17 protein-coding genes and 1 tRNA gene are annotated in these 23,150 nt (G+C 68.6%); 6 read left to right on the forward strand and 12 right to left on the reverse strand.

From position 1 onward, the window contains the following. Nucleotides 1–37: 37 nt before the first annotated feature. Nucleotides 38–2,731: a PocR ligand-binding domain-containing protein gene (locus ACYQ2W_RS04800; RefSeq protein WP_459863770.1), complete on the reverse strand. Its 2,694-nt coding sequence runs from the start codon at nt 2,729–2,731 to the stop codon at nt 38–40. A gap of 127 nt (nt 2,732–2,858) precedes the next feature. On the opposite strand from ACYQ2W_RS04800, the gene ACYQ2W_RS04805 reads away from it, so the two are divergent. Beyond that, on the forward strand, nt 2,859–5,201 hold the full coding sequence (locus ACYQ2W_RS04805) for a DNA polymerase II (protein ID WP_459863772.1): 2,343 nt from the start codon (nt 2,859–2,861) through the stop codon (nt 5,199–5,201). 177 nt (nt 5,202–5,378) lie between these two features. Here the strand turns inward: ACYQ2W_RS04805 and ACYQ2W_RS04810 are convergent, their stop codons facing one another. The 3 genes from ACYQ2W_RS04810 to ACYQ2W_RS04820 all read right to left on the reverse strand — a co-directional run bounded on the left by ACYQ2W_RS04810 (nt 5,379) and on the right by ACYQ2W_RS04820 (nt 6,721). Continuing rightward, the gene (locus ACYQ2W_RS04810) at nt 5,379–5,639 is read right to left on the reverse strand and encodes a mechanosensitive ion channel domain-containing protein (RefSeq protein WP_459863774.1); all 261 of its coding nucleotides are present in this window, start codon (nt 5,637–5,639) and stop codon (nt 5,379–5,381) included. Between the two features lie 36 nt (nt 5,640–5,675). Next, nucleotides 5,676–6,008 carry a hypothetical protein gene (locus ACYQ2W_RS04815; protein WP_459863776.1) on the reverse strand — a complete coding sequence of 111 codons (333 nt, stop codon included), beginning with the start codon at nt 6,006–6,008 and terminating at the stop codon, nt 5,676–5,678. A gap of 122 nt (nt 6,009–6,130) precedes the next feature. Beyond that, a complete protein-coding gene (locus ACYQ2W_RS04820; protein ID WP_459863778.1) occupies nt 6,131–6,721 on the reverse strand; it encodes a helix-turn-helix domain-containing protein in 591 nt (196 codons plus the stop codon). A gap of 544 nt (nt 6,722–7,265) precedes the next feature. Between ACYQ2W_RS04820 and ACYQ2W_RS04825 the strand changes: the two genes are divergently transcribed. The 4 genes from ACYQ2W_RS04825 to ACYQ2W_RS04840 all read left to right on the forward strand — a co-directional run bounded on the left by ACYQ2W_RS04825 (nt 7,266) and on the right by ACYQ2W_RS04840 (nt 9,654). Then, a tRNA-Leu gene (locus ACYQ2W_RS04825) sits at nt 7,266–7,340 on the forward strand. Nucleotides 7,341–7,396: 56 nt separating this feature from the next. Beyond that, on the forward strand, nt 7,397–7,948 hold the full coding sequence (locus ACYQ2W_RS04830; RefSeq protein WP_459863780.1) for a slipin family protein: 552 nt from the start codon (nt 7,397–7,399) through the stop codon (nt 7,946–7,948). Nucleotides 7,949–8,017: 69 nt separating this feature from the next. Next, on the forward strand, nt 8,018–8,440 hold the full coding sequence (locus tag ACYQ2W_RS04835) for a class I SAM-dependent methyltransferase (protein WP_459863782.1): 423 nt from the start codon (nt 8,018–8,020) through the stop codon (nt 8,438–8,440). 14 nt (nt 8,441–8,454) lie between these two features. Continuing rightward, nucleotides 8,455–9,654, forward strand: a complete 1,200-nt coding sequence (locus tag ACYQ2W_RS04840; RefSeq protein ID WP_459863785.1) for an RtcB family protein — start codon at nt 8,455–8,457, stop codon at nt 9,652–9,654. Nucleotides 9,655–9,696: 42 nt separating this feature from the next. Here ACYQ2W_RS04840 and ACYQ2W_RS04845 read toward each other — a convergent pair whose 3' ends face one another. The 8 genes from ACYQ2W_RS04845 to ACYQ2W_RS04880 all read right to left on the reverse strand — a co-directional run bounded on the left by ACYQ2W_RS04845 (nt 9,697) and on the right by ACYQ2W_RS04880 (nt 22,100). Beyond that, nucleotides 9,697–9,909 carry a YgiT-type zinc finger protein gene (locus tag ACYQ2W_RS04845; RefSeq protein ID WP_459863787.1) on the reverse strand — a complete coding sequence of 71 codons (213 nt, stop codon included), beginning with the start codon at nt 9,907–9,909 and terminating at the stop codon, nt 9,697–9,699. Then, nucleotides 9,906–10,226 (reverse strand): DUF4258 domain-containing protein, encoded by a 321-nt coding sequence (locus tag ACYQ2W_RS04850; RefSeq protein WP_459863789.1) that lies wholly within the window; start codon nt 10,224–10,226, stop codon nt 9,906–9,908. Before ACYQ2W_RS04850 ends, ACYQ2W_RS04845 begins: the two co-directional genes overlap by 4 nt. 97 nt (nt 10,227–10,323) lie before the next feature. Beyond that, the gene (locus tag ACYQ2W_RS04855; RefSeq protein ID WP_459863791.1) at nt 10,324–12,015 is read right to left on the reverse strand and encodes an acetolactate synthase large subunit; all 1,692 of its coding nucleotides are present in this window, start codon (nt 12,013–12,015) and stop codon (nt 10,324–10,326) included. 174 nt (nt 12,016–12,189) lie between these two features. Then, nucleotides 12,190–15,321 (reverse strand): ATP-binding protein, encoded by a 3,132-nt coding sequence (locus ACYQ2W_RS04860; protein ID WP_459863793.1) that lies wholly within the window; start codon nt 15,319–15,321, stop codon nt 12,190–12,192. A gap of 262 nt (nt 15,322–15,583) precedes the next feature. Next, a complete protein-coding gene (lpdA, locus tag ACYQ2W_RS04865; RefSeq protein ID WP_459863795.1) occupies nt 15,584–17,026 on the reverse strand; it encodes a dihydrolipoyl dehydrogenase in 1,443 nt (480 codons plus the stop codon). Between the two features lie 469 nt (nt 17,027–17,495). Beyond that, entirely contained in the window at nt 17,496–18,737 is a 1,242-nt protein-coding gene (gene odhB, locus ACYQ2W_RS04870) for a 2-oxoglutarate dehydrogenase complex dihydrolipoyllysine-residue succinyltransferase (protein ID WP_459863797.1), read from the reverse strand. A gap of 150 nt (nt 18,738–18,887) precedes the next feature. Further along, nucleotides 18,888–21,653 carry a 2-oxoglutarate dehydrogenase E1 component gene (locus ACYQ2W_RS04875; protein WP_459863819.1) on the reverse strand — a complete coding sequence of 922 codons (2,766 nt, stop codon included), beginning with the start codon at nt 21,651–21,653 and terminating at the stop codon, nt 18,888–18,890. Nucleotides 21,654–21,935: 282 nt separating this feature from the next. Continuing rightward, nucleotides 21,936–22,100, reverse strand: coding sequence for a hypothetical protein (locus tag ACYQ2W_RS04880; RefSeq protein ID WP_459863799.1), 165 nt, complete (start codon nt 22,098–22,100; stop codon nt 21,936–21,938). Between the two features lie 239 nt (nt 22,101–22,339). Between ACYQ2W_RS04880 and ACYQ2W_RS04885 the strand changes: the two genes are divergently transcribed. Further along, nucleotides 22,340–22,831 carry a hypothetical protein gene (locus ACYQ2W_RS04885; RefSeq protein ID WP_459863801.1) on the forward strand — a complete coding sequence of 164 codons (492 nt, stop codon included), beginning with the start codon at nt 22,340–22,342 and terminating at the stop codon, nt 22,829–22,831. Nucleotides 22,832–23,150: the final 319 nt, after the last annotated feature.

Genomic DNA, 23,150 nt, shown 5'->3' on the forward strand with positions numbered 1-23,150 from the left:
GTCCTTCGTGCTGGAAAACGGCGTCCGATCGCCGTGCTCAGCCGCTCCGCTGATAACGGGCGACGCTCTCCAGCAGCTTGCGTCTGCTCAGCGGCTTGGTCAGGTGGTCGTCGCAGCCCGCCTCCAGGCTCTTGCGGTCGTCGCCCTCCAGGGCGTAGGCGGTGAGCGCGAGGATCGGCAGCGGCCGGCGCCCCTGCTCGCGCTCCCAGCGGCGGATCGCGCGGGTCGCGGCGTAGCCGTCCATCACCGGCATCTGCATGTCCATCAGCACCAGGTCGAAGGGCGCGGCCTGGACGCGGGCCAGTGCCTGCTTGCCGTCCTCCACCACCTCCAGGGTGTGGCCGCTCTCCTTGAGGAAGGCGCGCACCAGGATGGCGTTGTCCTCCGAGTCCTCGGCGAGCAGGATGCGCAGCGGCCCGCCGCCGGCCACTCCGTCGGTCTGCCGCCACTCCGCCAGCGCCCGCCCCGCCGCGCTTAGCAGGTCGCGCCGCTTGATCGGCTTGATCAGGTAGCGCAGGTTCAGCTCGCGGGCGCGCACCAGCACCTCGCGACGGTCGTCGGAGCTGAGCATGATCACCGGCAGGGCGCCGAGGTCGGGGGCGGCGCGCAGCTCCTCCACCATGTGCAGGCCGTCGTGGATCGGCATGTGGTAGTCGAGGATCGCCAGTTGGTACGGCTCGTCGGCAGCCAGTGCGCGGCGCAGCTCGGCGAAACCGCTGCGGCAGTCGGCCACCGCGTGGACCCGGCAGCCGCTCTTCTCCAGCATCTCGCCGAAGATCGCCCGGTTGGTGGCGTTGTCGTCGACCAGCAGCACCCGCGTGCCGCGCAGCTGCTCGTCGTCGTCGCCGGCGACCTGCTCCTCGGGGATCAGCGAGGCGAGCGGGAAGTATGCGGTGAAGGTGAACAGGCTGCCGATGCCTGGCTCGCTCTCCACCCGGATCGTCCCGTCCATCATCTCCACCAGGCGCCGGCAGATGGTCAGCCCGAGACCGGTGCCGCCGTGGCGGCGGGTGACCGAGGAGTCGGCCTGGGTGAAGGGCTGGAAGATCGTCTCCAGCTTGTCGGCGTCGATGCCGTCGCCGGTGTCGGAGACCTCGAAGCGCAGCCGGGTGCCGGTGGGTTCGCTGCGCTCGATCTTTACCTCCACGCCGATTCGGCCCCGGTGGGTGAACTTGATGGCGTTGCCGAGGAGGTTGACCAGCACCTGGCGCAGCCGCTTGGCGTCGCCGAGCAGGTAGCGCGGCACCGCCGGGTCGATCCGCGCCTCCAGCTCGAGCGCCTTCTCGCGGGCGCGCAGGGCGAGGATCTCCGCCGCCCCCTCGACCAGGGCGGGGAGGTCGAAGGGGGTGTGGTCCAGTTCGAACTGGCCGGCCTCCACCTTGGAGAGGTCGAGGATGTCGTTGATCAGCTCCAGCAGGGTGTTGCCGGCGCGCTGGAACACCGCCACGTACTTGCGCTGCTCCTCGTCGAGGGCGCTCTCTTCCAGCAGCTCCGCCATCCCCAGGATGGCGTTCATCGGGGTGCGGATCTCGTGGCTCATGGTGGCGAGGAACTCGCTTTTCGCCAGGTTGGCCCCCTCCGCCTCCTCCTTCGCCCGGCGCAGCGCCTCGGCCGCCTCCCGCTCGGCGGTGATCTCCTGCACGGTGCCCACCGAGCGCACCGCGCGCCCCTCCTCGTAGAGGGTGCGGCCGCGTTCGCGCACATACTTCACCCGGCCGTCGGCCATGCGCAGGCGGTGGACGATCTCGTAGGGGGCGTGGCGCTCCACCGAGTCGCGGAAGGCCTGGTCGACCGCCCCCCGGTCGTCGGGGTGGATGGTGGCGAGGAACGCCTCGTAGGAGGCCTCGAAACGGGACGGGTCGATCTCGAAGATGCGGTAGATCTCGTCCGACCAGCGGAGGTGGTTGCCGATCAGGTCGAGCTCCCAGTTGCCGAGGTGGGCGAGCCGCTGGGCCTCGGTCAGCGAATCCTCCGCCTTGCGCCGTTCAGCCACCTCGGCGGCCAGTTGGCGGGCCTTCTCCTGCAGGTCGGCGGTGCGCTCGCGCACCCGCTCCTCCAGCTCCTGGTGGGCCCGCTGCAGGGCGGCGCGCGCCTCCTCGGCGTCGTGTGCGTGGCGGTGCGCTTCCAGCCGCTCCAGGGCCAGCGAGGCGATCAGCTGGGCGAAGTGGACCAGGAAGGCCATGATCGTCGGCACCCGCGTCTCCCTCACCACCGGCACTTCGGAGAGCGCGGCCAGGTAGTCGTCGAGGGAGAAGCCGAACTCGGCCGCCTGGCGGCTGAAGAAGTCGGGGTCGGGGGTCTGCAGCAGGAACTGGCCGATGAACAGGTTGGCGATGTGGTGGCCGTCGACGATCACCGGCGAGGCGCAGTCGGTGAGCCCGTTGCGGCAGCGGTAGAGGGTGAATTCGCGCCCCGCCTGCAACTGGTTGGCGAGTTCCGTGTCGCTCTCGATGCAGCGCTCGCGGGTGCCGCCGGTGGCGCGGTGGAACTCGGTGCAGATGCGCTGCCAGCGAGAGGAGGCGAGCACGTTGCCGTCGAGATCGAGGATCGCCACCGGCACCCCGACCACCGCGTGGAAATCGGCGAACAGCCCGCCCAGACGCTCGGAGGCGAGCAGCTCCTTGAGCAGGCGGTAGAGGGTGCGATAGCGCTCCGGCTTGTCGCGCAGGTGGCTCGGCGTCTCCGGCAGCCCCTCGGCCTCGCCGGTCACGACGCGAATGTCGCCCTTCATCGTGGGGGAAATCCTCTGGCTCGTGGTCGATGCGGCCCGTCCCCGGGGCCGCCCAATCTTCAGTACTCCCGCTCGGCGGATCGTCGCCGGCAGATCCGTGTCGATCGGCCGGACGGAGTGTTGAAGTATGGACGGCTTTCGCCGTTCCCGCCCTGTTATCCTCTGCGCCGTGTCCACCTTCACCGCCTTCCTCCTCACCCGCCACTGGCGCGATACCCCGCAGGGCGTGGAGCTGTGCTATTGGGCCCATTCGCCGCAGGGGCCGCTGCGTCTGCTCTATCCCGGCGAGGAGGCGGTCTGCTTCATTCCCGCCGACGCGCCGCCGGTCTCGGAGTCGGGCTGCGAGCGCCGCTCGCTGGCACTGGCCACCCTCGACGGCGCGCCGGTGGACGGTCTCTATTTCCGCGCCCAGCGCGGACTGCAGCGGCTGCGCGAGCGGTTGCCGGCGGGGGCGCTGTGCGAGTCCGACGTGCGCCCCCACGACCGCTTCCTGATGGAGCGCTTCATCGCCGCGCCGATGACGGTGAACGGCGAGGCGGTGGCGCGCGACGGATATCTGGAGCTGCTCCGCCCGCGGTTGCGGCCTGCGGAGTTCACCCCCGAGTTGCGCTACGCCAGTTTGGATATCGAGACCCGGGGGCGGGCGGAGGAGGTGATCTCGATCGCCCTGAGCGCCCCGGATCGCGCCGAGATCCTCACCCGCGGCGAGGCCGCCGACTGGCCGGGTGAGCTGCCGATCCGCTGGTGTGCCGACGAGCGGGCGCTGCTCGCCGCCTTCGTCGAGCGGTTGGTGGCGAGGGACCCCGACCTGATCCTCGGCTGGAACGTGGTCAACTTCGACCTCGACCTGCTGGAGCGGCGCTGCCGCCACTACGGCATCCCCTTCTCCATCGGCCGCGGCGGCGAGATCGCCACCATCCTCCAGCCCCGTGAGAGCGGCCAGCCGCGGGTCGCCTCGATCCCCGGCCGGGTGGTGCTCGACGGCATCGACACCCTGAAGGCCGCCTTCTGGAGCTTCGACAGCTTCGCCCTCGGCGCGGTGGCGCGTGAGCTGCTCGGTCGCGACAAGCTGATCACCGACAGCGGTCGCGACAAGGTGGCCGAGATCGAGCGGCTCTACCGCGAGGACCGCCCGGCGCTGGCCGCCTACAACCTGGAGGACTGCCGGCTGGTGGAGGCGATCTTCGACCACGCCCGGCTGATCGACTTCGCCCTGCGCCGCGCCGCCATGACCGGCCTGGCGCTGGGCCGTCAGGGCGGTTCGGTGGCCGCCTTCGACCACCTCTACCTGCCGCGGCTGCACCGCGCAGGGAGGGTCGGCTTCGACGTCGGCGCGCGCCGCTTCGATACCGCCAGCCCCGGCGGCTACGTCATGGACTCCCGGCCGGGTTTCTACCGAAACGTCCTGGTGCTCGACTTCAAGAGCCTCTATCCGAGCATCATCCGCACCTTCCGCATCGACCCGCTGGGGCTCGCCGATCCCGGCGAGGCGCCGATCCCCGGCTTCCTCGGCGCCACCTTTTCCCGTGAGCGGAGCATCCTTCCGGAGCTGATCGCCGAATTGTGGGCGAAGCGCGAGGAGGCCAAGCGCAACGACGACCCGCCGCTCTCCCAGGCGGTGAAGATCCTGATGAACTCCTTCTACGGCGTGCTCGGCTCACCGGGCTGCCGCTTCTACGACCCGCGGCTGGCGAGCAGCATCACCCGCCGTGGCCACTGGATCCTGCAACGGAGCCAAGCGTGGATCGAGGCGCAGGGGCCGACGGTGATCTACGGCGACACCGATTCGCTCTTCGTGCTGCTCGGCGAGGGGATCGAAGAGGGCGGCGCGCGGGTCCGTGGTGCCGAACTGGCGGCGGGGCTCAACCGCTACTGGGTCGATGTCGTCGCGGCCGAATTCGATCTTCCGTCGCACCTGGAGATCGAGTTCGAGACCCACTTCCTGCGCTTCCTGATGCCCACCATCCGCGGCGCCGAGACCGGCAGCAAGAAGCGCTATGCCGGCACCGTGCGCAATCGCGCCGGGGAGCTGGAGGTGCGCTTCAAGGGGCTGGAGAGCGTGCGCAGCGATTGGACCCCGCTGGCCCGGCGGTTCCAGCGCGAACTCTACCGGCGGGTGTTCTTCGACGAGCCGTGGCGGGACTACGTGCGCGATGTGGTGGCGCGGCTCAAGCGCGGAGAGCTGGACGACGAGCTGGTCTACCGCAAGCGGCTGCGCCAGCCGCTGGAGTCCTACCAGCGCAACGTGCCGCCCCACGCTCAGGCGGCGAAGAAGTTGAAACGCCCCGGGCGGGTGATCCGTTACCTGATCACGGTCAATGGCCCCGAACCGCTGGAGGCGCGGGAGAGTGCCATCGACTACGACCACTACCTCGAAAGACAGCTCGCGCCGGTGGCCGACGGGTTGCTGCATTTTCTCGATGAGTCGTTCGAGCGGGTGGCGGGGGAGCAGTTGGAGCTGTTTGGGTAGCGTCTCTGTCGGCATCCGTACCCGCAGAGACCCGTAGGTCGTCGCTACCGCGGCGACGCGAACGAAGGCTCTCCCGGGAAAACCCGGTCGAGCGGGCCGAGCGGTACGGAGCCACCGGAACGTGACGACCCGCCCCGATTCCGCTGCCCCCGTTCGCGTCGCCGCGGTAGCGACGACCTACGACTGATCTCCCATGGTGCCGGCGGCCTCGATGAAGTCGCCCGCCTTGAACGGGCGGAAGACGATCAGCATTACGCCGGCGGCGAAGTTCTTCAGCGAGTCCCGCAGCGCCAGGCCGATGGCGCCACATACGGCGGAAAGCGGCCGTCTTCGCCCGAGGCGTTGAGGCGCCGGTTGGAGGCGTTGCTCGACGACGAAGAGCGGCGGCGGATCGCTGTGCGGGTGCTCGATGTAAGTTTGCCTTCCGGGAAGGGGCATTGAGGCGGAAAGACGGGCAAGCCGGTTCCCCGCGTTTCAGTACTTCCCTTTCCGCCACCGTTTTGCGGTCAGCTTTTCCAGGCGTCTGCGGTAGGAGGCGGGGTTCCACGACGCGCCCGGATGTTGCCCCAGATCCCAGACGTCATCGAGGAGCACGGCGCCGACGGCGTGGACGGCCTCGTGTCGGTTAAGACCTTGGCGAATCAGTCGGCCGATGGTGGCAGGCACCGCTTCGACGTCCATCGCGATCTGGTTTTCGACCACCATGTGGGCGATGGCGTGCCCGGTCAGCGCGCCTTCGGGGAGTTCCTCGTTGTCGGCCACGTAGTCGGTGATCAGGTCGAGCCGCTCCTGTCCAGTTCGAGCCACGTTTCGGGCTCCGGGGCAGTGTCAGGGTGGTAGGCGTACATGGAAGTTCCTGGTGGTTGTGAAGTGCCGGGCCTTGTGGCTGGGTGATGGGTGTTAAGTAGATTGTACCGATCAGGGGGATGTCAGATCTTTCCCAGCTCTTTTGCCAACGTTCGTATCATCGCCAGCGCAGCCTTCCGCTTCTCCGACGTCAGGCCGGAGTAGAGTTCCATCACCTCCCGCAGGTCGTCGGGGAAGCTTTGGCAGAGCGGGTCGTGTTCGACGTGCTGCTCGTCCATCCATCCCTCGGTGCGCCCATCGGCTGCCTCGCAGCGCCGCGCCAGCTCGTCGTCCACCGGCTGGAACGGGTTCTCCATTCGGCCCTCCAGCGCCTCCCGGTCCATCCCCAGTTTCCTGGCGAAACGCGCCAGTCCGCCCCGTGTGCGGTTCCGCTCCTCGGCCAAGTGGCAGAGGTTCTGGTGGCGGATCGCCTGCAGGTCGCGGGCGTTGGGGCGGATCGGGCCGTCGCCGAACATCAGCCAGCAGGGGGAGACGCCGGTGGCGGCGGCGATCAGGCGGAGATCGTCGGGGCCGGGTGAGGAGATGCCGGCCTCGTAGTTGCCGAGCCGCGACGGGCTCCAGTGCGGGATCTGTTCGAGCAGCGACGCCTGGGTGGGGAGTTCGGCCATGCGGCGCGCCAGTTTGATGCGGGCGCCGATGCTCTGTTCGCTCATCAGGGGAGTCTCCGAAAATGGCTTGGGAAAAAGGGTGAAAACGAGTTTACAAGAATCTTGAAAATCGATGTTGACTTCTTGATCTTCGCCCCTATACTACCCCGCCATCGAGTGTGGTGACGGCCCCTTCAGGCCGCATCCACCGTCCATTTTTTCGGGAGAGCGTCATGTTCCAATCGATCAAACAGCCCGCCTATCCGGTTCGCCTGCCGATGGCTCGCGCCATCGCCGTGCGTGCCGCCAATGGCGGTGTGGATACCCGTTTGATCACCTGACGCCCCGTCTCACCCGCGGAAGGCGTCCCCGGTGACGGCCTTCCGGTGAAGACCCCGGTTCGGCCGCGCCGTTCCGGGGTCTTTTGCGTTTGGGGGTTCGTTCCATCGATGGAACGGGTAGAGATGTGTTCGCCGCGTCCCGGTCGGGCGGGGCGGACCCACCAGGTTGAAGGCGACGTCGGCGTGACCGTGGCACGGGTTCACCATCCCCGGCCGGCACGCACCGCGCTGCGGCGGCGTGTACCGCGCGTCGGCGGAACTTCGACACCAGAGAGGTAGCTCATTTGGGTAGAGCAGCCGCCTTAACGGGCGGCGGGTAGGAGGTTCGAGTCCTCCCTTCTCACGGGCCCGCAAGGGTCCGTTCCGGATAAGGCTTTTCAAGCCCGCGGTTCGAATCCGCATGATTGGGGAAACCCAAACAGAAGGCGAAGTCTCGGTGAGCCTGCGGCTCAACCTGGCGGTGCAGTACCGGGTGGTCGATGCGCTGAAGGCGCGGGCGGGGCTGCGCAACCCGGTGGACTGGCTCTACCGCGAACTCCAGTTCGCGCTGCGCCAGAGCGTCGGCGGGCGCACCCTGGACGCCCTGCTCACCGCCAAGGAGGCGCTCGACCGCGAGGTGTTCCGCGCGGTGGCCGCGGCGGCGGAGGGCTACGGCCTGAAGCTGGAGAGCGTCGGGGTGAAGGACCTGATCCTGCCCGGCGAGATGCGCACCATCCTCAATCAGGTGGTGGAGGCGGAGAAGGTGGCCCAGGCCAACGTGATCCGGCGGCGCGAGGAGACCGCGGCGACCCGCTCGCTGCTCAACACCGCGAAGCTGATGGATGAGCACCCGACGCTGCGTCGGTTGAAGGAGCTGGAGGTGCTGGAGAAGGTGACTGAGAAGGTCGATCGGCTGACCGTCTTCGGCGGCCTCGAAGGGGTGTTGCAGGAGACGGTGCGGATCAACGTCTGAGCCGTTGATGGGAAGGGGAGAGACCCGGGCAATGGGGCCCGGGTCGCTACGTTTCGCGGGGATGGAGCGATGAAGGAAGCGGTTTTTGACAAGGCCATCGCGGCGCTCGATATCGAGCCGGGGCGCGACTACCGGGTGCTCGATCTCGGTTGTGGTTCGGGGACGCTCCTCGGCCTGCTGGCAAGTTGCGTGGGCGAGGGCTCGCAGTTGGTTGGTTGCGACGCGATGGAACAAACGGTCGTGCGGGCGCGCCGGGAGCATCCGACGGCGCGCTTCGTGCGCCACCGCTTCGTCGATGAACTGCCGTTCGCGGACGCCTCCTTCGATCGGCGCTGGTCGAGCAGGGCGGTCTCGACAGCGGCGATTACCGGCGGTTCCTCGATGAACTGGCGGAAAGCGCCGCGGCGGGAGAGTACTTTTACAGCGTCACCTCGTTCCTCTACCTGGGAACGCGAGTGGCTTGACCGTCGCCGGGGGTGGCGGTTCGCATAGTGAGGATTGAGATCATGCCGATCAAGCAACAACTCGATGGCGGCGCGGTGCCGGTGAAGATCTACACCGACGAGGTGGAGGCGTCCGCGCTGGAGCAGCTGCGCAACATCGCCAAGCTGCCGTTCATCCACTCCCACGTGGCGGCGATGCCCGACGTGCATATGGGGATCGGCGCCACCATCGGTTCGGTAATCCCCACCCGCGGGGCGATCATCCCGGCGGCGGTGGGGGTCGACATCGGCTGCGGGATGAACGCGCTACGCCTGTCGCTCACCGCCGACCGGCTGCCCGACAACCTGACCAAGGTGCGCGGGGCGATCGAGCGGGCGGTGCCGGTGGGCTTCGAGATGCACAAGCACGATCCGGTGAAGCGCTCCACCATCACCGCGCTGGACGTCGGCCTGGCGCCGATCATCGAACGCCACCCGGCGGTCAGGCGGATGCAGGAGAAGCGCGGTTTCGTCACCTGGGTGCGTCAGCTCGGCTCGCTCGGCGGCGGCAACCACTTCATCGAGCTGTGCATCGACGAGGCGGATGCGGTGTGGGTGATGCTCCACTCCGGCAGCCGCGGGGTCGGCAACCAGATCGGGCGCTACTTCATCGAGCTGGCCAAGCGCGACATGGAGGGGCAGCTGGGCAGCCTGCCGCACCGCGATCTGGCCTACTTCCGTGAGGGCAATCCGCACTTCGACGACTACGTGGCGGCGGTGGAGTGGGCGCAGGAGTACGCGATGGTCAACCGCCGCGAGATGATGCGGCTGATCCTGGAGGCGCTGGCCAGCCGGTTGCCGCCGTTCGAGGTGACCAGGGAGGCGATCAACTGCCACCACAACTACGTCGCCCGCGAGCACCACTTCGGCGCCGATCTCTACGTCACCCGCAAGGGGGCGATCCGCGCCGGCGAGGGGGAGCTGGGGATCATTCCCGGATCGATGGGCGCGCGCTCCTACATCGTGCGCGGGCTGGGCAATGCCGAGTCGTTCTGCTCCTGCTCCCATGGGGCGGGGCGCAGGATGAGCCGCACTCAGGCAAAGAAGCAGTTCACCGCCCGCGACCTGGAGGCGCAGACCGCCGGGGTGGAGTGCCGCAAGGACAAGGGGGTGGTGGACGAGATCCCCGGTGCCTACAAGGACATCGACCAGGTGATGGCCGACCAGGCGGATCTGGTGGAGGTGGTCCACCGGCTGAAGCAGGTGGTGTGCGTGAAGGGGTAGAAAGGAGGCCGCGTTTCGATGTTGCAGCGGGCGAGATCTGCGCTATGCGGTTTTCGCCAATGCCCGTGACTGCTCTTCCACGGTTTGTACCAAGGTTTGCATTGCGTCGACTTCGTGCTCTTCGAAATACGACTCGCCGCATTGGGGGCATACCCAGGCCGGAACCTCGTCGAGGCTGACGTGAACCCCGTTTCGATCGATATGGAACGGAACAGTGCCTTTTTCCATTTCCGCTTGGCAATAGACGCACTTCATTTTGGGCTCCTGGATCTGAAGTTATCTCGCCACTGGTGTGGGTCGGGAACGTAAGCGGTGATGATCGCCAAATACTCGTCTTTCGGCGAGCAGACCACATGGAGCGTGCGGTCTCCGTCTCCTTTTCCGAGCAGTAGGCAACTGTGGCCGCGTGCATCCTCCGGATAGTCTTCGATGATCTCGCCTTCGAATATGACCTTTCGGATCTCCCGAGTGCTGATCATTCGGTCGGGCCGAGCCATCTGTCGTACGGCGTGCGGGAGAAACAGGAGTTTCTGTTCCGCACATGCCCTGATCAAATTCAGAAGGTCCTGCATTGTCGAAGGCGTTTGTCGTTTAGTTCTGGAGGGGCGCCGCCGCTTGGGTGCTACTTCATTCTAGCCTGCGAGGCTCCCGCACGTCGCGGCACCCCCCTCAAATCTCCCGGCTGCGCCGCTTGATCTCGCGGTTGAGGATGCGGTCGTTGTCGCTGTAGTCCATCGGCGCCTCCACCAAGTGGACGCCGGGGCGGGCCAGGCAGTGTTCGAGCAGCGGGCGCAGCGCCTCGGCGGAGTCGACCCGGTGGCCCTCGGCGCCGTAGCTGCGCGCGTACTGCACGAAGTCGGGGTTGCCGTAGTCGAGGCCGTAGTCGTCGAAGCCCATGTTGGCCTGCTTCCACTTGATCATGCCGTAGGCGTCGTCGCGCAGGATCAGCACCACCAGGTCGAGGCGCAGGCGCATCGCGGTCTCCAGCTCCTGGGAGTTCATCATGAAGCCGCCGTCGCCGCACACCGCCATCACCTTGCGCTCCGGGTGGACGATCTTCGCCGCGATCGCCGAGGGCAGCCCCGCGCCCATGGTCGCCAGCGCGTTGTCGAGCAGCACCGTGTTGGGCTGATAGGCGCGGTAGTTGCGGGCGAACCAGATCTTGTAGACCCCGTTGTCGAGTGCGATCACGCCATCCTCCGGCATCGCCCGGCGCACGTCGGCCACCAGCCGCTGCGGGTAGAGCGGGAAGCGGCCGTCGTCGGCGCCCTCCTGCAGGTGGGCGTCGAGGGCGCCCTTCACCGTCATGAAGCGGCCGAAGTCCCAGTGCGGCTGGGGCTCCACCACCGCGGTGAGGCGGGCGATGGCGTCGGCGATGTCGCCGATCACCTCCTGGTGGGGGTGGTAGACCGCGTCCACCGTGGAGGCGATGGTGTTGACGTGGATCACCCGCGCCGAGCCGGCACCGCCGGCCCCCTCCAGGGCGGTCCCGGCGAGCTCTTCGGCGCAGCTCTCGCCCATGATGAAGGGGGGCTTCTCGACCACGTCGTGGCCGACGTTGATGATCAGGTCGGCCGCCTCGATGGCGCGGTGCAGGTAGTCCTCCCCGGAGAGTGCGGCGTTGCCGAGAAAGAGCGGGTGGCGCTCGTCGATCACCCCCTTGCCCATCTGCGTGCTGAAAAACGGGATGCCGGTGCGGTCGACGAAGGCGAGCAGCGCGCCGCCGCGGTCGCGGCGGTTGGCGCTGGCGCCGATCAACAGTAGCGGGTGGCGCGCCCGTTCGATGCTCTCGCGCGCGGCGGCGATGGCGCACACCGCGGCGGTCGGCCGCTCGGCCTCGCTGCGTGCGATCACCTGCGCGTCGCTGCGTTCGCGGGCGACGTCCTCGGGCAGCTCCAGGTGCACCGCGCCGGGGCGCTCCTCCTCGGCGCGGCGGAACGACTCGCGGACCCGCGCCGGGATGTTGTGGGCGCTGGCGATCTGCCGGGTGTACTTGGTCAGCGGGCGCATCATGTCGACCACCTCGACGATCTGGAACTCTCCCTGCTTGCTCGCCTTGATCGGCTTCTGGCCGGTGATCATCAGCATCGGCATGGCGCCGAGCTGGGCGTAGGCGGCGGCGGTCACCAGGTTGGTGGCGCCGGGGCCGAGGGTCGCCATGCACACCCCGGTGGTGCCGGTGAGGCGGCCGTAGGTGGCGGCCATGAAGCCGGCGGCCTGCTCATGGCGGGTGAGGATCAGGCGGATCGGGGAGTCCTTCAGCGAGTGGAGCAGATCGAGGTTCTCCTCGCCGGGGATGCCGAAGATGAATTCGACCCCCTCGGATTCCAGGGCCTTGACGAATAGATCGGATGCCTTCATGACGGGCTCGGTTGGGTTGCGGCGGAGTGACTGGGTGAACCGCAGATTAGCGCAGATTGGCGCAGATTTATCCCATCTTGAATCTGCGCCAATCTGCGTGAATCTGCGGTTGATAACGCTTTTTGGAGATTGGCGGCTTGGAATGAGTGCGGATGCGGGTTCGTTGTCGGGGATTCAACGCAGCCGCTCGATCGCCTCCAGGGCGGTGCGCAGTTGGCGCACCGCCTCGGCGTGGTGGGTGGAGGCCTCGGCCAGGCGGTTGGTGCCGGCGAGCTCCTCCAGCGTGCGGGCGCTCGCCGCGAGCGTGCGGGCGCCGACGGTGGCGGCGGCGGACTTGAGGCTGTGGGCGGCGATGCGCAGCGCCTCGGGGTTGCCGCCGGTGATCGCCGTGGCGCCGTCGGCGAGCAGCTCACGGGAGGAGCGGCGGAACTCCTCCAGCACCTCGTCGAAGCCGCCGGGGATGGCGGCCAGATTGGCGCGCAGCTCTTCGAAGACGGTGGCATCGATCGCCCGTTCGTGGGCAGCGGTGCTGGCGGTCGGCGTGTCGGTGGCGGGGAGCCAGTGGGCGAGGGTGGCGGCGAAGGCCTCCCAGCGCACCGGCTTGACCAGGTAGTCGTCCATGCCGGCGGCGAAGCACTGCTCGCGGTCTCCTCGCAGGGCGTGGGCGGTCATCGCGACGATCGGGGTGCGCGGCTCGCCGCGGGTCGCCTCGCGGCGGCGGATCGCGCCGGTGGCGGTGAACCCGTCCATCTCCGGCATCTGGATGTCCATCAGGATCAGGTCGTAGGGGCGCTCGGCGCTGCGCTCCACCGCCTCGCGGCCGTTGCGGGCGACGTCGGCGGTGAGTCCGAGGCGGGCGAGCAGACCCTGCGCCACCTGCAGATTGACCGCGTTGTCCTCGGCCAGCAGGACGCGGCCGAGCAGCGGGCCGACGGTGGCCGGGAGGGGCACATCGGGGCGTGACGGGGGCGCCTTGTCGGCGGCGGGGAAGGCCAGTTCCGCCCAGAAGATGCTGCCCTCTCCGGGGGTGGAGTCGACCCCCAGCCGGCCGCCCATGCGTTCCACCAGTTGACGCGAGATGGCCAGGCCGAGGCCGGTTCCGCCGTAGAGCCGGGTGGTGGTGGTGTCGATCTGGCTGAAGGGCTGGAACAGCCGCTCGCGGTCCGTCGTACCGATGCCGATGCCGGTGTCGCGCACCGCCAACCGCAGGGCGATCCGTTGGGCGGGTGGGGGCGACGGGGCGGCGAGGCGGTCGGCGCGCAGTTCGATTTCGCCTTCGGTGGTGAACTTCACCGCGTTGCCGGCCAGGTTGAGCAGCACCTGACGCAGCCGCAGGCCGTCGCCGAGCAACGGGCGGTCCAGCTCGTCGTCGCAGTGGGTGATCACCTTCAGCCCCTTGTCGCGGGCGCCGGCGGAGATCAGCCGGGCGACGTCGTCGAGCAGTTCGCGGGGGTTGAACCCGCTCGCCTCCAGCTCCAGCTTGCCCGCTTCGATCTTGGAGAGGTCGAGGATGTCGTTGATCACGTTGAGCTGCATCTCGGCGGAGCGCACCGCGGTTTGCTGGTAGTGGCGCTGTTCGTCGTCGAGGCGGGTGTCGCCGAGCAGCTCGAGCATGCCGATGACGCCGTTCATCGGGGTGCGGATCTCGTGGCTCATGTTGGCGAGGAACTGGCTCTTCGCGCGGCTCGCCGCCTCCGCGGCCTCCTTCGCCGTGGTGAGCGCGCGCTCCACCGCCTTGCGTTCGTCGATGTTGCGCACCACCGCCTGGAGGAAGCGCTGCCCGCCCATCTCCAGGGCGCTGAGCAACACCTCGGCGTGGAACGGTCGTTGGGTGTCGTGGCGCCGGTAGGTCCACTCGAAACGTACGCTGCCCTCCCGCATGACCTGTGCGATGCGCGCCTGCGCCGCCTCCGCGGAGGGGGAGCCGTCGGCCTGCAGGGAGGGAGACAGGTCGGTCGGAGTGTGGCCCAACAGGGTCGCCTTGTCGGGACAACCGAAGGAGACCAGGGCGGCCTCGTTGCAGTCGAAGAGCACTCCGTCCGGGTTGCCCAGGAGGATCGCCTCGCCGCTCCCCTCGAACAGCGAACGGTAGTGGATCTCGCTGCGGCGCAGGTCTCGGGTGCGCTCCTCGACCCGCGATTCGAGTCGCGCACGCTCCTCGTCGAGGGCGTGGCGGGCCGTCACCAGCTTGCGGTTGATCCGCCACAGCACCGCCGACAGGACGGCCAGGGCGAGCAGCACGGCGAGGCCGCCGAGGAGCTGCCAGCGGTGGGTCGCGAGCAGCGACGGCGGGCGGTAGCGGATCTCCGCGCCGGCGGGCAGGGTGCGGTGGCGGTAGCCCCAGCGTACCAGTTGACGCCAGTCGTAGTAGTCGCCGTAGCCGTCGTCGGCGGGCGGCATGGAAGGGGCGAGCAGGGAGCGCGCGGCGAGCCGGCCGACCCGCTCGCCGGAGAGCAGGTGGCCGCCGACGATGCCGCTGCCGAGGAGCGATTCCCAGTTGCTGAAGAGCGGCGCGTCGGCCCGCTCGGCGATCCGTTGGGCCGCCCGGTAGGGGATGAAGCGCCGGTCCGCGCCGTCGCGGAAGATCAGCAGGTAGAAGATCGCGCTGTGGGGCGGCAGGTCGGCGACCCGTTCCAGCAGCTCGTCCAGCGGCAGGTCGGTGAGGTATTCGGTGGTGATGCCGGGGCTGAGCGGCCCCCACTGGGCGCGGAAGCCGGCCAGCCGGCGGCGACCGCTGGGCTCGTGGGTGTCGGCGATGACGTAGAGGTGTCGCGGAGCGGCGAGGCGCAGCATCTCGCCGATGGCGCCGCTGAAGTCGTCGACCACCGGCAGCAGGGTTCCCACCGTGTCGTGCGGTTCGGTCGGGGCGTCGTCACCGGAACGGAGCAGGATGCGCCGGCTGTCCGGGAGCAGCGCCGGGTGTTCGCCGAGCAGGGTGGTGGCGGCACCGCTCTCGGCGATCACCGCGTCGACCGGGATGTCGCGGTACTTCTCGCGGAGGAAGCGCACCAGCGCCTCCTGCTGGGGGCGTTCGGGGAAGCGGCCGGCGTCCAGGTATTCGGCATAGAGTTCGAAGGGGCGGGGCTGGTGCCTCAGCTCGTCGCGCAGGCCCTGTTCGAAGGCGATCTGCCAGGGCATCTCCTTGTGCCAGGAGTTGAGTAAAAGGATGCGTAGCGGGGCGGCTGCGGGCGGCTCGGCGGTGGCGGGCGGGGCGCCGATGGCGAACAGCAGGGCGAGGAGGACGCCGACGAGCGGGACGAGGCCGGAGCGGCGGTGCCGCGATGGCCCGCCCGCCGGACGGGCCACGATCCTCGTCGGTAGGTTCATGCAGGGACGTTAGCACGCCGGCGGGAGGTGGTCACCCGTCCTCCGGAGGGGGAAGGCGGTCGTCTGCCCATCAGACGATCCAGGATGTCGTTCTCGTAGGATGGGCAAAGGAGCGGTAGCGACGTGCCCATCGAACGGAGGCAGAGAGTTTTGCCGTGGCAGGCGTTTTGATGGGCACGCTGCGCTTTGCCCATCCTACGATCTTCTAGCAATCCGCCGGACCGCCAAGCGCTACGGGTGGTTAGCGCGGTCGGCGCAGGGTGTGCAGCGCCCGGCCCTCGGCGTCGAGGGCCGCCTCCTTGAGTGCCTCGGCGAGCGTCGGGTGGGCATGGACGGTGCGCGCCAGGTCCTCGGCGCTGCCCTCGAAGGCGAGCGCCAGGGTCGCCTCGGCGATCAGCTCGGCGGCGCCGGGTCCGATCACGTGGACGCCGAGCAGGCGGTCGTCGTCGGTCCGGCTGAGCACTTTCACACAGCCGCCGCCCGCCTCCATGGCGCGGGCGCGGCCGTTGGCGGCGAACGGGAAGCGGCCCACCTTGTAGGGGATGCCGGCGCCCTTCAGCGACTGTTCGGTGCGTCCTACCCAGGCGATCTCGGGGTCGGTGTAGATTACCGAGGGGATGTGGTCGAGCTCCAGCGGGGCCCCGCTGAGGCCGGCGATGCACTCGGCCACCGCCACCCCCTCCTCGCTTCCCTTGTGGGCGAGCATCGGGCCGCGCACCAGGTCGCCGACGGCGTAGACCCCGGGGAGGTTGGTGCGGCACTGTTCGTCGACGTGGACGTAACCCCCCTCGTTGATCAGCAGTCCCGCCTCGGCGGCGGCGATGCCGCCGCTGTTGGGGCGGCGGCCCACCGCCACCAGCAGGCGGTCCACCGCGAGCCGCTGTTCGCCTTCCTTGTCCAGGTAGTTGACGCTGATCCGCTGCTTGCCGGGGCGGGTGGTGGTGACCCGCGCGCCGAGGCGGATGTCGAGCCCCTGCTGGCGGAAGCGCCGCTCGGCCTCGGCGGCGATCGCCTGGTCGGCCATCGGCAGGAACTGGCCTTGCGCCTCGAGGATCACCACCTCACTGCCGAGGCGCTTCCAGATGCTGCCCAGCTCCAGGCCGATGACCCCGGCGCCGATCACGCCGAGCCGCTTCGGTACCTCGGAGAAGGCGAGCGCGCCGGAGGAGTCGACGATCCGGTCGTTGTCCACCGGCGCGGTGGCGATCTCCATCGGGTGGGAGCCGGTGGCGAGGATCACCGCCTCCGCGGCCAGCGTCAGCGGCTCGCCGTCGCGCGGGGTCACCTCCACCCGTTTGTTGGCGAGCAGCCGGCCGCGGCCGGGGAAGGTGGTGATGCCGTTGCCCTTGAACAGCGTGGCGATGCCATCGGTGAGGCTCTCCACCACCCGTGCCTTGCGCGCGTGCATGGCATCGAGATCGAGGGTTGGCGGGTCCACCCGGATGCCGTGGTCGGCGGCCTGGTGGGCGATCTTCTCGTAGAGTTCCGAGGACTCCAGCAGCGCCTTGGAAGGGATGCAGCCGACGTTGAGGCAGGTGCCGCCGAGGCGGTGCTCGCCTTGCGGGGTGAACCAGTCGTCGACGCAGGCGGTCTTCAGGCCCAACTGGGCGCAGCGGATCGCCGCCACGTAGCCGGCGGGACCGGCACCGATCACCACCACGTCGAACTGTTTGTCACGGGCCATTGCGATGCTCCTGGAGGGGGTTGGGTTGACCACGAAGGGGTGGTTGGGCTTTGGCCTTGGTTTTCGGAAAGATTGTCGTGGCGTTGCGAGTGGTGGCTTCGTTGGACGGTGCTTTTTTAACACGAAGAGCACGAAGGAGGAGGCACGAAGGGCACGAAGGAAGAGATAGCTGATTTCGGTTGTGTCGCATCGGGCGAACCATCATTTCCAGTCATTCTTTCCTGAGGTTGGATTTGGTGGACGGGTAGGGTGTGCCGACGTTAGGAGGCGCACCGGTCGGAAAATGGTGCGCCTCCTAACGTCGGCACACCCTACGCCATCTTCCCCTTCGTGCCCTTCGTGCCTCTTCCTTCGTGTCCTTCGTGTTAAAAAACCGGCGTTCAACGAAGCCGCCGAACCCGAAAGCGCCTCCATTCGTTCCGGCTACTCCGCACCAAAGCATTCACAAACCTTCGTGGTCGAATTCGATTCAAACCGCCAGCAACAGCCGGGCGGGGTCTTCGATCAGGGCCTTGATGGTGGTAAGGAAGAGCACTGCGTCGCGGCCGTCGATCAGGCGGTGGTCGTAGGAGAGGGCGGCGTACATCATCGGCCGGATCACCACCTCACCCGCCACCGCCACCGGCCGCTCCTCCAGCTTGTGCAGACCGAGGATGGCGCTCTGCGGCGGGTTGAGGATCGGGGTGGAGAGGAGCGAGCCGAACACCCCGCCGTTGGTGATCGAGAAGGTGCCGCCGGACAGCTCCTCCAGCGCCAGGCGCCCCTCCTGGGCGCGGGCGGCGAGGTCGGCAATGCTCTTCTCGACACCGGCGAAATCGAGCCGCTCGGTATCGCGCAGCACCGGCACCACCAGGCCGCGCGGTGAGCCCACGGCGACGCCGATGTCGTAGTAGTCGTGGTAGAGGATGTCGTCGCCGTCGATGCCGGCGTTGACGATCGGGTGGCGCACCAGCGCCTCGGTGACCGCCTTGACGAAGAAGCTCATGAAGCCGAGCTTCACCCCGTGGGCGGCGAGGAAGCGCTCGCCGTGCTCGGCGCGCAGCCGCTTCACCGCGCTCATGTCGAACTCGTTGAAGGTGGTCAGGGTGGCGGTCTGGCGCTGCGATTCGAGCAGCCGCTCGGCGATCCGCTTGCGCACCGGGGTCATGGCGACGCGGCGGATGGCGCGGCGACCACCGGTGGCGGCGACCGGAGGGGCGGTTGGCGCGGCAGGGGCTGCGGGGGCCACCGTGGTCACCGTCTCCGGCGCCGTCGGCGGTTCCGTTGACGCCGCCGGTTCGGGTGGCGTCGCGTCGCGCCGTTTCAGGTGATCGAGCACGTCGCCCTTGAGGATGCGCCCGTCGCGCCCGCTGCCTTCGATCGTTTGCGGGTCGAGGCGGTGTTCGGCGAGCAGGTGGCGCACCGCCGGGCTCATTGGCGGCGCGGAGTCCTCGGCCTCGCCGGGGGCGGCGGGTCCGGGCACTGCGCTGGAACCGGCCGGCTCCAGCAGGGCGATGGTGTCGTCGGCGCGCACCGTCTCCCCCTCGGGTTTGAGGATCTGGCCGAGGACGCCGTCGGCGGGGGCGGGGATCTCCAGCACCACCTTGTCGGTCTCGATATCGACCAGCGGGTCGTCGCGGTAGACCCGCTCGCCGGGGGCGCGCCGCCATGCGGCGACCAGCCCCTCGCTGACCGATTCGGGGAGGTGGTTGAGCTTGATTTCAATGGTCATGTGGGTGTTTCGTTCGGCTTTGGGCGGTGAATCTTCTTTCCATAGGGCGGGCTGTGCCCGCCGCGGCGCGGAGGAGGGCAGCGGGCCGTGATGCGGTCTGAGACGCCCGGCGGCCGCGGGCCGCCCTATATCCCTTGGTGGTAAAACTCTTCATTCAGACGACTCCTCCACCGCTGCCAGGGCCTCGTCGACCAGGGCCTGTTGCTGCTGGACGTGGAGGCGGAAGGAGCCGACCGCCGGGGCGGCGGCGGAGGGGCGGCCGAGGTGGCGCAGCCGTTGGCCCTCGGCGAGCGCCGCGCGCAGGTGGTGGCGGCTGGTGTACCACGCCCCCTGGTTGCGCGGCTCCTCCTGGCACCAGGCGACGTCGAGCGCGTTGGGGTAGCGCTTGAGCTGGTTGCGCAGCGACTTTTCGGGGAACGGGTAGAGCTGTTCGATGCGCAGGATGGCGATCTCGTCGCGCGAGCGCTCGCGGCGCGCGGCCAGCAGGTCGTAGTAGAGCTTGCCGGAGCAGAGCAGCACCCGCCGCACCCCCTCCCGCTCCAGTGCGTCGGCCTCTTCGATCACCGGCTGGAAACGCCCCTGGTAGAAAGCCTCCAGCGGGGAGAGCGAGGCGGGGTTGCGCAGCAGCGACTTGGGGGTGATCACCACCAGCGGCTTGCGCAGCGGGCGCAGCATCTGGCGGCGCAGCAGGTGGAACAGCTGGGCGGGGGTGGAGGGGACGCAGACCTGGATGTTCTCCTCGGCGCAGAGCTGGAGGTAGCGCTCCAGCCGCGCCGAGGAGTGCTCGGCGCCCTGCCCCTCGAAGCCGTGGGGGAGGAACAGCGTGAGCCCGCACAACCGCCCCCATTTGGCCTCGCCGGAGCTGATGAACTGGTCGATCACCACCTGGGCGTTGTTGGCGAAGTCGCCGAACTGCGCCTCCCAGATCACCAGCGCGCGCGGCTCGGCGCTGGCGTAGCCGTACTCGAAGGCGAGCACCGCCTCCTCGGAGAGCAGCGAGTCGATGGCGACGAAGTGGGGCTGCCCCGGGGAGAGGTGCTGCAGGGGCGTGTAGGCGCTGCCGTCGACCTGGTTGTGGAGCACCGCGTGGCGGTGGAAGAAGGTGCCGCGGCCGGCGTCCTGGCCGGAGAGGCGCACCTCGTAGCCCTCCATCAGCAGGGTGCCGTAGGCGAGCAGCTCGGCGAAGCCCCAGTCCACCGCCAGCGCGCCGGCGGCCATCCTGGCGCGGTCCTCGGCGATCTTGCGCACCCGCGGGTGGAGTTCGAAGCCGGCGGGGAGCTGGAGCAGCCGTTCGGCCACCTGTTGCAGGTGGGGCAGGGAGACCGCGGTCTCCACCGCGGCATCCCAGCGGGTCGGCTGCTGGAAGGGGCTCCAGTCGACCCGGTAGGGGTCGCCGTTGGGCGCGGTGATGTCGCGGGCGACGATCTCGTCGGCCTCCAGCCGCCGGCGGTACTCCTCCGCCAGGCGTTCGGCGCCGTCGGCCTCGATCACCTCCTCGGCGGCGAGCCGCTCGCCGTAGCGCTGGAGCAGGGTGGGATGGTTGCGGATGCGGCGGTACATCATCGGCTGGGTGACCGCCGGCTCGTCCGCCTCGTTGTGGCCGTGGCGGCGGTAGCAGAGCAGATCCACCACCACGTCCTTGTGGAACGCCTCGCGGTACTCCAGGGCGAGCTGCACGACGAAGTTCACCGCCTCCGGCTCGTCGCCGTTCACGTGGAGGATCGGTGCGCGCACCATCTTCGCCACGTCGGTGCAGTAGAGCGAGCTGCGGGTGTCGAGCGGGTTGCTGGTGGTGAAGCCGATCTGGTTGTTGACCACGATATGCAGCGTGCCGCCGGTGGTGTAGCCGCGGGCCTGGGACATCTGCAGCGTCTCCATCACCACGCCCTGGCCGGCGAAGGCGGAGTCGCCGTGGATCAGCACCGGCAGTACCCGTTTTCCGCTGTGGTCGTCGCGCCGCTGCTGGCGGGCGCGCACCGAGCCCTCCACCACCGGGCCGACGATCTCCAGGTGGGAGGGGTTGAAGGCGAGCGCCAGGTGGAGCGGGCCGCCGGGGGTGGCGACGTCGGTGGAGTAGCCGAGGTGGTACTTGACGTCCCCCGCGCCGCGCATCGCCGCCGTACCCTCGAACTCCTGGAACAGCTCGTGGGGCGACTTGCCGAGGAGGTTGATCAGCACGTTGAGGCGGCCGCGGTGGGCCATGCCGATCACCATCTCGCGGGTGCCCGACGCACCGGCGGCCTGCACCAGCCGGTCGAGGGCCGGGATCAGCACCTCGCCGCCCTCCAGGGAGAAGCGTTTCTGGCCCACGTACTTGGTGTGGAGAAAACGCTCCAGCCCCTCGGCGGCGGCGATCCGCTCGAGGATGCGGCGGCGGCTCTCGCTGGCGAGGAGCGGGCGCGGGGCCTCCAGCCGCTGTTGCAGCCAGCGCTTCTCCAGGGTCTCGGTGAGGTGCATGTATTCCGCACCCACCGGGCCGGTATAGCTGGCGCGCAGCAGGGCGATGATGCGGCGCAGGGTGGTATGTTCGCCGGTGGCCAGCGAACCGCTGTCGAAGGCGCGGTCGAGGTCCGCCTCGGTGAGGTCGTGGTAGGCCGGGTCGAGCTCGTCGACCGCCGGTCGCGGGCGCAGCTCGAAGGGCTCCAGGTCGGCGTTCTGGTGGCCGCGCACCCGGTAGGCGTTGATCAGCCGGAACACCGCCCCCTGTTTGGCGGCGGCGTCGACCATCGGGCCGCAGGGGGACTCGGGTGGGGCGGAGGCGGGGGAAGGGGCGGCCGGGGACGGTGGTGTCGTCGGCGGAGGCGGCAGGGGCGTCGCCGGGGTGGCGGGGAGGCGCTGGAACCAGTCGTCCCAGCCCTCGTCGAGTGCCTCGGGGGCGCGGCTCCAGTCGCCGTAGAGCTGCTCCAGGTAGGCCAGGTTCTCCGCCGAGGGTTCCCCTCCGCGGGGGGCGGTGTCCCGCTCCCCGCGGGGGCGTGGAAAGGGAGTGGCGTTGTCCGGTTTGCTCACGGTGTCTCGACGGGCTGGCTGTGGTTCCCTAAGGGCCTGTCGGACCATGGGGGATCGAGCGGCGGGAGTGGGAAAGTGGTCCCAGTTTTTCGGAAATTCGAGGAGAATAGCAAGCTATTTGACGAGGATTTCCGGAAAAATGGGGCCGCTTTCCCGCTTCCGCAGCCGATCCATCCATGGTTCGACAGGCCCTTAGAGTAGCGTATCGGCGGGTGAAATCGTCACCGCGTGGATCGGCGGTGCCGATGTCCGGATGGAGTGGGCCGCCACCTCGGTGAACAGCAGTGCCGCGGATACCGCCAGGGCCAGGGCCAGCCAGCGCGCGGCGATGCGGGTGGAGCGGGGCGAAAGGGTCATCGGGGTATCCTCCCGCGACGGCGATGCGGGGCCGATCCCCGCGTCCGTCGCCTACCCCAAAAGTAGGCCCGGGACGGCCGTTTTCCAGATCGCCTCGGGTGTTCAGGCGGGGCTATCATGAACGCCGCGCCGGGCGACCGGTCGCATTTCCGGTGCGGCGGACTACGCGGCCGCCGATCCGCACCACGTCTCGGTGTTTTTTGAACCCGTACAACCGTCCGCAAATGGAAGGACCAGCGATGACCGATTCCCCTCGCCAATTGCATCTCACCACCTTTTTTCGCGGTCGCCGCTTCCGCCGCGGAGCGGCGTTGTCGCTGCTCGCAGGCCTGCTGCTCGCGGGCTGCTCCGGCCCCACCGAGGATGTCCGTCTCACCCTCTGCACGGGGCTGGTGGCCGAACTCCTCGCCGGCGACGCCGAACCGCATTGGCGGGGTAGCGATGCGGTGACCAAGGGCTATGACGACTTGGAGATGCGGCTGAACTTCGCCCCGGAGGAGGGGCAGAAGGGCGAGACGGCCTCGTGCTTCTACCCGTACGAGGCGCGCGACGAGGACGCCCGCATCCTCGCCGATCCGCTCAGCGCCTACGCCACCTATCCCAGCTGGATGGTGTTTCGTGGCCAGACCCTCGCCGGCGAGTCGCTGCTTCCGCAGGTCAACGCGGTGCTGAAGAAGCAGGGACGGGAAGGATTGGAGCGGCTGCGCGAGGGGGAGAAGTCGGTACATTGACGCGCACGTGGGAATAACCACGGGAGCGAAGGCGGTTCGCTCGATGTGGGGCACATTGCGAGTATGATACGCTGACATTATATGGTGAAGTGTGCAGTGTGTGCGAATATGAATTAAGAGAGATATCGAATTTGTCGTATCATTAACCGCGTATCGGTCCTTTCGGGAATCTCCTCGCCGAGCAGAGTGGAGGAATAGAGACTCCTTACTTAATATAATGGAGAGTTAATTTTGTATGTCTGTCGCGGCGGGTCCCCGGTGCTGGCCTCACCTTTAATTAAGAGTTATTTCTTAATTGGGGTGCGAAGAGGAGTTGAGA

It is taken from the genome of Endothiovibrio diazotrophicus (assembly GCF_054657215.1).